The sequence below is a fragment of the Lysobacter antibioticus HS124 genome, from assembly GCF_000336385.2.
GTDB classification, from domain to species: domain Bacteria; phylum Pseudomonadota; class Gammaproteobacteria; order Xanthomonadales; family Xanthomonadaceae; genus Lysobacter; species Lysobacter firmicutimachus.
Genome location: NZ_HG424570.1, coordinates 1 through 11,332, shown reverse-complemented (window position 1 = coordinate 11,332; position 11,332 = coordinate 1). Strand labels below are relative to the sequence as shown.

The following is an 11,332-nucleotide window of genomic DNA, read 5'->3' as shown; positions in this document are numbered from 1 at the left end:
ACGCCCGTCCTACTGCGCGGCTTAGATCGTGTAGTACATCTGGTACTCGAGCGGATGAGTCGCCGCGCGGAACTTGGTGACTTCCTGCATCTTCAGCGCGATGTAGCCGTCGATGAAGTCGTCGGTGAACACGCCGCCGGCCTTGAGGAAGTCGCGGTCCTTGTCCAGCGCTTCCAGGGCCTGGTCGAGCGAGTGGCACACGGTCGGGATGCCCTTCTCCTCTTCCGGCGGCAGGTCGTACAGGTCCTTGTCGCTCGGCGCGCCCGGATCGATCTGGTTCTTGATGCCGTCCAGGCCGGCCATCATCAGCGCGGCGAAGGTCAGGTAGCCGGACTGGATCGGGTCGGGGAAGCGCATCTCGATGCGGCGCGCCTTCGGGTTGGCCACGTACGGAATGCGGCAGCTCGCCGAACGGTTGCGCGCCGAGTAGGCGAGCATCACCGGCGCTTCGTAGCCCGGCACCAGGCGCTTGTAGCTGTTGGTGCCCGAGTTGGTGAAGGCGTTGATCGCGCGCGCGTGCTTGAACACGCCGCCGATGTACCACAGCGCCAGCTGCGACAGGCCGCCGTAGCCGTCGCCGGAGAACAGGTTGACGCCGCCCTTGGCGAAGGACTGGTGCACGTGCATGCCGCTGCCGTTGTCGCCGACGATCGGCTTGGGCATGAAGGTCGCGGTCTTGCCGTTGCGGTGGGCGACGTTCTTGATGATGTACTTCATCGTCAGCAGCTCGTCGGCCTTGGCGACCAGCGAGTTGAACTTGGTGCCGATTTCGCACTGGCCGGCGTTGGCGACTTCGTGGTGGTGCACTTCCACCTCGATGCCGACCTGCTCCAGGGTCTTGCACATCTCGGCGCGGATGTCGTGCAGCGAGTCCAGCGGAGCGACCGGGAAGTAGCCGCCCTTGATGCCCGGACGGTAGCCGCTGTTGCCGCCTTCGTATTCGCGCGCCGAGTTCCAGTGCGCCTCTTCCGAGTCGATATGGAAGAAGGTGTGGCCCATCTCGTTGGCGTAGCGCACCGAATCGAAGATGAAGAATTCCGGCTCCGGACCGAAGAAGGCCTGATCGGCGATGCCGCTGGACTTCAGGTAGGCCTCGGCGCGCTTGGCGACGCCGCGCGGATCGCGCGAGTAGGCCTGCATGGTGGCCGGGTCGAGGATGTCGCAGGTCAGCACCAGGGTCGGATCGGCGGTGAACGGATCCAGGAACGCGGTGGTCGAATCCGGCAGCAGGATCATGTCGGACTCGTTGATGCCCTTCCAGCCGCTGATCGAAGAGCCGTCGAACATCTTGCCGTCCTCGAACAGCGCCGGCTCGACGATCGACTTCGGGAAGGTCACGTGGTGCTGCACGCCACGCATGTCGGTGAAGCGCAGATCGACGAATTCGACCTTGTGGTCCTTGATGAGCTTTTCGACGTGTTCGAGGGACATGACTGATCCGGGATTGGCGATTGGGGATGGGGGATTCGTGCGCAGCGAGGGCGTTGGCGCCGCCTGCCCATAGGGATAGCAAGCGCCATGCCAAGTTTTTCTGATCCGCAAGCGACTGTTTTTTATAAGGATCGTCGTGTCCGCCACGAACGAACGCACCAACCGGATGCACGAAACAGGGGCATTGCACCAAGTTAGTGCAACACGCTTTCCGCTATCCTGACCCGCCGCCGCGCCTCCCCCGACCGCAGCGGCTCGAAGCCGAATCCCCTCTCCCGAATCCCCAATCCCCGCCCCCAAAGCATGACCGACCTGTTAGCCGCCCTGATCCTGGGCATCATCGAAGGCATCACCGAGTTCCTGCCGATTTCGAGCACCGGGCACCTGCTGATCGCCCAGCACTGGCTCGGCCACCGCTCCGACCTGTTCAACATCTCGATCCAGGCCGGCGCGATCCTGGCGGTGGTGGTGATCTACTGGAAGCGGCTGTGGGAGCTGGCCACCGGCTTCGCCCGGCGCGAGAACCGCGACTACCTGTTCAAGCTCGGCGCCGCGTTCGGCGTCACCGCGGTGCTCGGCATCGCGGTCAAGAAAGCCGGTTTCCAGTTGCCCGATCAGGTCCTGCCGATCGCCTGGGCGCTGGTGCTGGGCGGGGTGTGGATGATCGCGGCCGAGCATTTCGCCGCCAAGCGCGCCGCCACGCTCGGCGAGCGCAGCGCGATCACCTGGACTGTGGCGATCCTGGTCGGCATCGCCCAGGTGATCGCCGGCGTGTTTCCGGGCACTTCGCGTTCGGGCGCGACCATCTTCATCGCGCTGCTCGCCGGCACCACCAGCCGCGCCGCGGCGACCGAGTTCACTTTCCTGGTCGGAATCCCGACCATGTTCGCCGCCACCGGCTACGAACTGCTCGACGTGCTCGGCACGCCGGCCGCTGCGAACGAGGACTGGAACGCACTCGGCGTGGCCTTCGCCGCCTCGGCGGTGACCGCCTTCATCGCGGTGAAGTGGCTGCTGCGCTATATCCAGACCCACCGTTTCACCGCTTTCGCGATCTACCGCTTCGTATTCGGCGCGGCGCTGTTGCTGCTGATGCCGTCGGGCAGTTGATCGCTTTCCGGAGCCCGCCATGCACGATCCCGACGAATCCGATCCGCAACGCCTGCTCGACTATCAGGAACTGTCCGCGCCGGAACGCTACGCGGCCTGGCTGGACGCGGTCGCCCGCGAGGGCCGGCTGTGGGTGGCGGTGTCCGGCGAGTACGTGCTGACCCTGTTCGACGACGACGGCCAGGAGCTGCTGCCGGTGTGGCCTTCGGCCGAGACCGCGCGCGCCTCGCTGGCGCCGGCGGCGAACCTCAAGGACTACGCACCGGCCTCGCACGAGCTGGCGGCCTGGCGCGAACGCGCCGTGCCGGCGCTGGAGCAGGACGGCCTGCTGGTCGGCGTGTTCCCGAACGCTCAGCGGCAATGCGCGGTGATCGAACCGGCGCAGGTCTTGGCCCATCTGGATGCACTGCTCGTCGACGGAGCGGTCGGCGACGGCGCGGACAAGAGCGGCGATACGGCGGACAGCGGCATCGATCTCGAACAGGCGCGGCGGGCGCTGGCGCAGAAGTTCGCCCAACCCAAGGACTGAGCGCCGGCTCCCGGCTTTGCCGGCGGCGCGCCGCTAAGATCGCAGCTCCGGCCGGCGCGGTTCGCGGCCTCCGACCAGGAAGGTCCTCATGCATCGGTTGATCTTGGCGCTGTCGCTCGCCGGCGCGATGACGACGGCCGCAGCGGCCGAGGCGGCGGGAAAGCCGCCGGTCGCTACCCAGCCTGCCGCTGCCCAGTCCGTAACCGCCAAGCCGGACACCCGCCTGGCCGAGCGGCTGCAGTCGGTCGACTGGCGGCCGGTATGGGCCCGCGACGCCCGCGGCAGGCCGGTGGCCGCATTGAACCTCAAGCTCGCGCGCGACCTGCGCGCCCGCTTCCGCAACGGCACCTACGAACTGGTCGGCGTGTGCAACACCGTCAGCGGCGCTTACCGGGTCGAAGGCGGCCGGCTGCTGCCAGACCGCCGGCTCGATACGGTGGAAACCACCGCCGGCTGCCTACGCGACATGGCGGCCGAGCGCGCATTCTTCGCCCAGCCGTTGCTCGATACGCGCATTTCCATCGACTGGGATTGGAAGCGACGCGTGTGGACGCTGCATGCGGTCGCCGACGACGGCTCGCGCATGGAACTGGTCGAAGCAACGGCATTGAAGACGGCGCCGGGTCGCTGAAGCGACGCCGGACCGGCGAACTGTTTGCTTCTTCGACAACGTGACCGGTCTGGCGTTTTTACCGGCTGCGGCCATAGCGCGGCACGGCATGCGCGCCCCAGGCTATGCCATTCCGCCCAGGACGCGGCCATGCCCTCGCCGACCGAGGGTCGCGGCGGCAGTGTCGGCGGCGAGGCGCGACCGCGACAAGAGCGACCGCCACGCGCCGCCGCCCCGATCGCCGCAACGCACTCGAGCCCGAATTCGCTCTGCCCTGCCCGACCGAGAAAGCCGCATGGTTACGTTCGCTTCGTTTCGCTCTTCCAAGCCCGGCGCATTGCGGTTCGCCGTATCGGTCGCGGTGCCGCTGGCGCTGGCCGTCGCATCGGCCGGCTGCGGCTTCGGTGGGTCGCGCGACGGCGGCAACGCCGCGCCGGCCAGCGCCGTTTCGGTGCCGCAGCGCGCCGCCAACGAGAGCGACCTGACCGAGTACCAATGGCAGGTGCAGCTGGCGACGCGCGCCGACGGCAGCGCCCTGGCCATGTTGCAGGCCGACGCCGATCGCCAGGTGCGGGTCGATTTCCGCCATCGCCGCATGGCCTTCAGCGGCGGAGCCAACACCGTGTCGGTCGACTATCGGCTCGAAGGCGCGCGCATCGTCGCGGTGGGCGACGGCTTCGAAACGACCCTGATCGGCACCTCGCAAGAACGCGCGCGCGCGATCGACGACGCGCTGCTGCGTTACCTCAAGCCGCCGTTCCGGCAACGCCTGCACGGCAGCGGCGCGACCCAGCGACTGCACCTGACCGGCGCCGACGGTACGACCCTGGTGCTGCAAACCGCGGACGCGCCCTACGGCGCCAAGGGCGAGGACGTGAGCCTGGAAATCGCCGCCGTGCCGCGCACCTGCTCGGTCGGCTGCGCGCCCTTGAATCCGCCCGCCCCGAACTGCGTCTCGGCGCGCAGGCTGCACTGGGTCGACGACAGGCCGCAGCCGGCATCGGCATGGTTCGACTTGCCGCTGCATGTCTTCGATGGTCCACGTCCCCGGCCCGGCCGGCGCCAAGTGCTGCAAACGCGTCATTACCCGAGCCTGAGCGGACAGGCCTGCTCGCTGGGCGTGTATCGGGTCGAAGAGATCGCCGATGCCGCAGCGCTGGCTCAAATCGCAGCGCAGGGCGACACGGTCGCCGCCCCCGCACAGCCCTGAGCGGCGCAGGCGAACCCGACCCGCGGCTGAACGCGCTCAACCCCACCGCGCGCGCGGGGCCGTTGATCCGATCTTCGCAGTTCAACCCGGATCATTGCGCCCCATGAATATCCAACGCCCCCTGCTCCTCGCCGCCGCGCTGTCCAGCGTCCTGCTCGCCGCCTGCGCCGCGCCTTCGACCAACCACAACGGCGCCGACGCCGGCGCCAAGCCCGAGAGCGCCGCCCTGGATGCGGCCAAGTCCGACCCGGCGCCGGCCGCGTCCGCGATCGAGCTGCCCGCCTACGTCTGGCACCTGGAGCGCGCCAGCGACGCCGCCGGCAAGCCGATCGCGCTGCTGCAGCGCGAAGGCAAGTACGGCCTGCAGCTGAGTTTCCGCGACGGCCGCCTCGGCGTGTCCGGCGGTTGCAACCGCGCCGGCGCCGCGTATGCGTTGAGCGGCGGCAAGATCGAGATCAAGTCCTTCCAGACCACGCTCATGGCCTGCCAGGACCAGCGCCTGATGCAGATGGACAGCGAGATCGCCAAGCAGTTGGAAGGCAGCGCCCAGTACGCGATCCAGGGCGAAGCGCCGCAGCCGCGCCTGTTGCTGACCACGGCCTCGGGCGCCAAGCTCGAACTCAGCGGCGAGCCGACCGCGGAAACCCGCTATGGCGGCCCCGGCACGACCGCGTTCTTCGAAGTGGACGCGCAGCGCCGCACCTGCCCGCATCCGCTGATGCCGAACCACCAGTGCCTGTGGGTGCGCGAGCGCAAGTACGACGGCAACGGCGTAGCGCTCAAGCCGGACGGCGAGTGGCAGTTCCTGTACCAGGAGATCGAGGGCTACACCCACGAACCCGGCGTGCGCAACGTGGTGCGGGTGAAGAAGTTCGACGTCAAGAACCCGCCGGCCGACGCATCGTCGGTGGCTTACGTGCTCGACATGGTGGTCGAGAGCGAGCTGGTCTCGCCCAAGCGATAAGCGCCGCTCGATCGTCCGGTGCGGGCGCGCTCAGCGCGTCCGCACCACCCGGGTGCGCGGCAGGCGATCGTGCCAGCCGAGCCCGGCGAACAGCACCGACAGCGGCTCGAACGGAATCAACCGGCACAGCGTGCGCCCCAGCACCTGGCCCCAGGTCGGCGGCCGCCCCTGTTCGTCGACCACTCGCGTGCCGGTGACCAGCTTGCCCAGGGTCGCGCCGAACATGCCTTCCAGCGGCACGTAATAGACCAGCATCAGCACGATGTTGAAGCCGATGTCGCGCGCCAGGTTGGGCTGGTCGAGCGCGGCGATCGCGGCCTCGCCGGCGACCAGGCCGTAGCCCATGGCGCCGACGAACATCATCGCCAGCATGGCGACGGTGTCGATCAAATGATTCGCCAGGCGCCGGCCGCGACCGGCGTCCACCAGCGTGCCGATCCGTTCCGACACGGCCACCGCCGCCTGCGGCGCGTGGTAGGGGTTGTGCTGCTCTTCCATGCGCGACACCGTTCGTCCTGGATGAGGGCGCGACTCTAAGCCGGCCGCCGTCCTGCCGCAATCCGCGTCGAACGCGCTTCGGCGCAGCCCCTCGGGCGCGCCGCGCTCAGCCTTCGACCGCGGGGTTCAACGAGTACGTCGCATAGGTCGTCGCCTGGCCCAGCACATGCCCCTGCATGGCGTAGAACACGTCCGCGGCGGTGAAGCGCGGGCCCAGCGCCAACCGCTCGACGTCGAGCGCGAACAGGCGGAAGAAATAGCGGTGCAGGCGCAGGTCGTTCGGCGGCGGGAAAGCGCCGTCGTAGCCGTACCAGTCGCCGGCCATGTCCGGGTCGGCGGCGAACCAGCCGGTGTAATCGTTCAGCCCCTGGCGCGAGCCGCCGGGGCCGGCCGGATCGCGCTTGCCGTGGGCGACCACGCCGTCGCTGCAGCTGCCGGCGGCGATTTCGCGCAGGTCGGCCGGCAGGTCGGCGACCACCCAATGGATGAAATCGCAGCGCACCTGATGTTCGGGGATCTGCACGTCGGCGCGGCCGACCATCTCGGCCACGGTCGGCACGTCGGGATCGATGCAGATCAGCGCGAACGAACGGGTGCCGGCCGGGACGTCGTCCCAGGCCAGATGCGGATTGCGGTTGGCGGCGAAACCGTAGCCGTCGCCGCTGGCCTGGCCGGCGGCGAACTCGACCGGCAGGCGCCGGCCATGCTCGAAGCTGTTGCTGTGGATGCGCATCGGAACTCCTTTTGTGCGGCGGCCGCGCCGGCACGATCGCGGCGCGGCGGAACGGGACGGTCAGGACACGGACGATACGGCAAGGCCGCGCGCGCGAAAGCGCGCGGCGGCCCGGATCACTGCTCGGGATAGCCCAGGCGGCGCGCGACCGGAGTCAGCACGGCGAAGCATTCGCCCAGCGCTTCGCCGTACTCGCGCCAACGCCCCGCCGGCAGGCGCTCGCCGCCCAGGCCGACGCCTTCCGGCAGCGAGATCTGCACGCGCAGCGTGTCGGCGATCGTCTGGGCGATCGCGCCCGGGTCTTGGCCGATCTCGTCGAGCTTGACCAGGGCGTGCGGGAACAGTTCGTGCTCGTGCAGATCGGCGATCTGTTCGAGCAGGCGCGCCAGCCAGCGCGCACCGGCCTCCGGGGTTTCCAGCGCGTACGGGGTCGGGCTGCCGTAGGCCAGCCAGTCCAGCAGCATGTCGCGCGGGTCGCGCACTGCGATCAGCAGCAGTGCTTCGGACAGGTTGGGGCGCAGCGCGCGCAGCAGGGCGTTGTCCCACCACAGCAGCCAGTCGAACACCGGCCCTTCGGCGGCGCCGCGCGCCGGCAGGGCGGCGCGGTAGAGCTTGGCCAGGAACGCCGGATCGAGTTTGCCGGCGACCAATTCGTCGACCGTGCCGTAGCGCTGCAACGGATCGGTGGGCGGCTGCGCGCCGAAACGGTCGACCAGCAGCGGCGCACCGGCCAGGCGCAGCACCTGCGCGACGCGCTCGACCTGCGAACCCGGCGCGCCCCACAGCAGCAGGATGCCGCGGCTGCCCTCGGCGAGCGGCGTCAGCGCCGGCCATTCCTCGCCGCCGCGCGCGCTGATCGCGTTGCGCGGCAGGCGTTGGTCGGCGACTTCGGCGTGCAGTTCGGCCCAGGTCGCGGCGGCGGCCGAGGGCTGACCGGCGATGTCCAGCGAACGGCCCAACAACTGGCGCAGCTCGCGCTGGACCAGCGGATCGGCGGCCATCCCGATCAGGCGCTCGATGCGCTCGACCGCCGCATCGGGGTCGCGCTCGACCAGGCCCTGGACGATGCGCATCTCGGCGCGCGCATCGCCGGGGCTGAGCTCGACGATGCGATGGGCGATGGCCTCGGCCTGCTCGTGTTCGCCGAGGTGGTCGTGGATCGCGGCGCGCGCTTCCAGCGCGCCCAGATACTGCGGCATGGCCTGGTGCCAACGTTCCACCACCGCCAGCGCTTCGGGGCCGGCGAACGGTTCCAGCGCCAGTCGCGCGCGCCACAGGTTGGGCTGGTCGGCGTGGGTGGCCAGAGCCGATTCCAGCGTGCGCCGCGCGTCGTCGGCATCGCCGAGGCGGCGCCAGGCTTCCATGATCGCGTTGAGCGTGCGCGGGTCCTGCGGGTGCGCGGCCAGCGCGGCGCGCAGCAGCGGCAGGGCGCGCTCCGGGCGGCCGGCGTCGACTTCCAGCTCGCCGGCCCAACGCTGCACGCCGAAGCCGGCATCGGCGGCCTGGGCCAGCGGCGCGATGCGGTCGGCGGCGTCGGCGAAACGCTCCTGGCGGCGCAGCAGGTCGGCGATCAGCAGTTGCAGCGAACTCTGTTCGGGGTAGCGCTCGGCCAGCTTGCTGAAGGCGCCTTCGGCAAAGGCGAAGTGGCCCTTGGCGAAGTAGGCGAAGCCCAGGCTGTGCAGGATCTGCGCGTCGTCCGGCGCCAGTTCGGCGGCGTGGCTGAGCACGGCCAGGGCGCGGTCGGGATCGCCGCGGTGCAGGGCCAGCGCGCCCTCCACCGCCGCCACCTGCGGATGATTCGGCGCGATCCGCGCGGCGGTGCGGCCCAGCCGCTCGGCCTCGTCGAGATCGCCGCGCGAAATCGCCAGGTGGGCGCGCATGACATAAGCCGGGAACTGGTTCGGGTCCAGGCCGATGGCCTGGGCCAGCGCGGCCTGCGCTTCGTCGAGCTGGCGCCCGTCGAGCAGGGCGCCGGCGCGCTCCAGATGCAGTTGCGCATCCTCCGGCGCCAGGCCGATGGCCCGGTCCAGCGCGGCCAGGGCCGCGGCCGGATCGCCGTTCAGGCGCAGCGCGGCGGCGTGCAGGCGGTGCGCGCCGACGTCTTGCGGATCGGCGGCCACGGCCTGTTCGGCCGCGGTCACGGCCTGCGCTGCGTCGCCGCGGCGCAGGGCCTCGAGGATGGGTTCGTACATTGCGGATGCTTCGGCTAAGGGTAGACCGGCCATTGTAGGCGGCCTACGGCGGATTTCCCCGGGCCTTTTTTACCGGGCCCGCTCCCGCGGCCGGCGCTCAGGCCGCGGCGAACGCGGCCAGGCGGTCGCCGATCCAACGCTCGGCGAAACCGTCCAGGCGGGCGTTCTCGAGGAAGCCGCAGTGCCCGCCCCAGGGCGCGATCTCCAGCCGCGCGTGCGGCGGCAGCACCAGCTCGCGGAAGCCGGCCAGCGGAATCACCGGGTCGTCGGCCGCCATCAGGATGCTGACCGGCACCGCCAGCGCGGCCAGGCGCTCGCGGGCGATCGAATAACCGTCGAAATACCGGTCCAGGGTGCCGTAGTCGGTATGCCGCTCGACCATCCACTGGGTCAGCGGGCGCATGCTCAGGCCGAGCGTGCGGTCGTCGAAGTCGTGCAGGGCCGGGAACAGCGCGCGCTTGCGCGCCAGCGAGCCGCGCCATTTGCGTTCGAAGTACCACAGGTACACCGGCAGCCCGGCTTCCATCGAATCCATGGTTTGAGCCGGGTCCAGCACCGGGCAGACCGAGGCGACGTGGACCAGGTCGAGGCCGGCCTGCGGCGCGCGCAACGCCAGCCGCAGGGCGAAGTTGCCGCCGAGCGAATAGCCCGCCACCGACAGCGGCAAGTGCGGAAAACGCCGGGCGATCTCCAATGCCGCCTCGACCACCTCGTCGATGCGGTTGGAGTGGAACAGGCCTTCGTTGAGGTGATGGGTGTCGCCGTGGTCGCGGAAGTTGAGCCGGAACACCTCGAAGCCGCGCGCCAGCAACTGCGCCGCGGTCAGGCGCATGTAGTTGGACTCGGCGCTGCCCTCCCAGCCGTGCAGCAGCAGCACCAGGCCGCGGCTGCGCGCGCCGGGCACCAGGCTGTGCAGCCCGTGCAGGCGCACCCCGCCGGCGGTTTCGATCAGATGCGATTCGGTGCGCGCGCCGGCTTCGGCCAGGCGCTGCTCGGCGCGGCGCCGACGCAGCGGGCTGGACCCCAGCACCGACTGCACGTGCGCGTTGCGGAGCCAACGCGGCGGCGCGTAGTCGGACGCGGTCAGCACGGCCTCAGCCCGCCATCGCCTCGAGGATGCGCTGCCGCGCCAGTTCGGCGATGCGGCGGCGCCCGTCGGCCTCGCCCGGGCCGATCGGAGTCAGGAAATGGATCTCGGCCAGCCGGCCGGGTTCGCCGAGCAGGCGCAGGAAATTGGCGAAGAAGCTTTCCTTGTCCTGGAACGCGACCACGGTCTGGGCGCTGCCGCCCTCGCCGTAGCGCAGCGCCACCGGCTGCACCGGCACCCCGGCCTCGACTGCGGCCAGGAAGATGCGGGCATGGAACGGGCCGATCTCGCGGCCGCCGCGGGTGCCGCCTTCGGGGAACACGCCGACCGAGCGCCCCGCGCGCAGGCGCGACAGCATCTCGTGCAGCACCCCGCCCAGCGATTCGGTGCTGCCGCGGCGATGGAAGATGGTCTCGCCGCGCGCGGCCAGCCAGCCGACCACCGGCCAGCCGGCGATCTCGCGCTTGGCGACGAAGCCCATCATGCGCTGGCTGTGCAGGATCTCGATGTCGACCCAGCTGACGTGGTTGGCCACGAACAAGGTCGCGCCCGGCAGCGGGGTGCCGATGCGGCGCAGCTGGAAGCCGAAGATCCGCATCAGCCCGGCCGACCAGGCCCGGATCAGGCGGTGCTCCAGGCTTTCAGCGCCGATCCGGAGGCGCCCGGTCAGCGGCGAGGACAGCAGCAGCACCAGCGGCAGGTGGACGAGCACATGCCACAGCAGCAGGGGCACACGGATCAGGTAACGCAGCGCGCGCGCGGTCGGCGCCCCGGAGGGCGCGAGCGCGCCGGCGTGGGGAGGCGGCGCATTCATTGTGTGCACGATACCGAAGCGTCGGGTCAGCGGCCAGCGGCGATTTCACGCTTGGGCGCGAACGGCGCGCAGCGGTGAATAGTTGACCGAGCGTTCGCATCCGCCGCAGCGGCGCCGGGACGCGCCGCCGGCCGGCCCGGCGCGGGCCGGCCGC

Annotated in this window: 11 protein-coding genes; 5 read left to right on the top strand and 6 right to left on the bottom strand. The window is 70.3% G+C overall.

Translation table 11 applies throughout. The annotated features are described in order from the left end of the window. Positions 1 to 21: 21 nt before the first annotated feature. Complete coding sequence (gene glnA, locus TX83_RS19705; RefSeq protein WP_064749696.1) at positions 22 to 1,431, bottom strand: type I glutamate--ammonia ligase; 1,410 nt, start codon at positions 1,429 to 1,431, stop codon at positions 22 to 24. A 303-nt stretch (positions 1,432 to 1,734) separates the two neighbouring features. On the opposite strand from glnA, the gene TX83_RS19700 reads away from it, so the two are divergent. The 5 genes from TX83_RS19700 to TX83_RS19680 all read left to right on the top strand — a co-directional run bounded on the left by TX83_RS19700 (position 1,735) and on the right by TX83_RS19680 (position 5,854). After that, positions 1,735 to 2,541 (top strand): undecaprenyl-diphosphate phosphatase, encoded by an 807-nt coding sequence (locus TX83_RS19700; protein ID WP_064749695.1) that lies wholly within the window; start codon positions 1,735 to 1,737, stop codon positions 2,539 to 2,541. 19 nt (positions 2,542 to 2,560) lie between these two features. Continuing rightward, the gene (locus tag TX83_RS19695; RefSeq protein ID WP_064749694.1) at positions 2,561 to 3,070 is read left to right on the top strand and encodes a DUF2750 domain-containing protein; all 510 of its coding nucleotides are present in this window, start codon (positions 2,561 to 2,563) and stop codon (positions 3,068 to 3,070) included. Positions 3,071 to 3,158: 88 nt separating this feature from the next. Continuing rightward, positions 3,159 to 3,701, top strand: coding sequence for an META domain-containing protein (locus TX83_RS19690; RefSeq protein WP_064749693.1), 543 nt, complete (start codon positions 3,159 to 3,161; stop codon positions 3,699 to 3,701). 274 nt (positions 3,702 to 3,975) lie between these two features. Continuing rightward, positions 3,976 to 4,890, top strand: coding sequence for an META domain-containing protein (locus tag TX83_RS19685; RefSeq protein ID WP_095179443.1), 915 nt, complete (start codon positions 3,976 to 3,978; stop codon positions 4,888 to 4,890). Between the two features lie 103 nt (positions 4,891 to 4,993). Continuing rightward, complete coding sequence (locus tag TX83_RS19680; protein ID WP_064749691.1) at positions 4,994 to 5,854, top strand: META and DUF4377 domain-containing protein; 861 nt, start codon at positions 4,994 to 4,996, stop codon at positions 5,852 to 5,854. A 30-nt stretch (positions 5,855 to 5,884) separates the two neighbouring features. Here the strand turns inward: TX83_RS19680 and TX83_RS19675 are convergent, their stop codons facing one another. The 5 genes from TX83_RS19675 to TX83_RS19655 all read right to left on the bottom strand — a co-directional run bounded on the left by TX83_RS19675 (position 5,885) and on the right by TX83_RS19655 (position 11,178). Next, a complete protein-coding gene (locus tag TX83_RS19675) occupies positions 5,885 to 6,352 on the bottom strand; it encodes an RDD family protein (RefSeq protein ID WP_064749690.1) in 468 nt (155 codons plus the stop codon). Between the two features lie 106 nt (positions 6,353 to 6,458). Then, positions 6,459 to 7,085, bottom strand: coding sequence for a YbhB/YbcL family Raf kinase inhibitor-like protein (locus TX83_RS19670; RefSeq protein ID WP_064749689.1), 627 nt, complete (start codon positions 7,083 to 7,085; stop codon positions 6,459 to 6,461). 116 nt (positions 7,086 to 7,201) lie between these two features. After that, positions 7,202 to 9,277, bottom strand: coding sequence for a tetratricopeptide repeat protein (locus TX83_RS19665; protein ID WP_064749688.1), 2,076 nt, complete (start codon positions 9,275 to 9,277; stop codon positions 7,202 to 7,204). Positions 9,278 to 9,374: 97 nt separating this feature from the next. Continuing rightward, entirely contained in the window at positions 9,375 to 10,364 is a 990-nt protein-coding gene (locus TX83_RS19660) for a YheT family hydrolase (protein WP_064749698.1), read from the bottom strand. A 7-nt stretch (positions 10,365 to 10,371) separates the two neighbouring features. Beyond that, positions 10,372 to 11,178: a lysophospholipid acyltransferase family protein gene (locus tag TX83_RS19655; RefSeq protein WP_079248345.1), complete on the bottom strand. Its 807-nt coding sequence runs from the start codon at positions 11,176 to 11,178 to the stop codon at positions 10,372 to 10,374. Between the last annotated feature and the right edge of the window lie 154 nt (positions 11,179 to 11,332).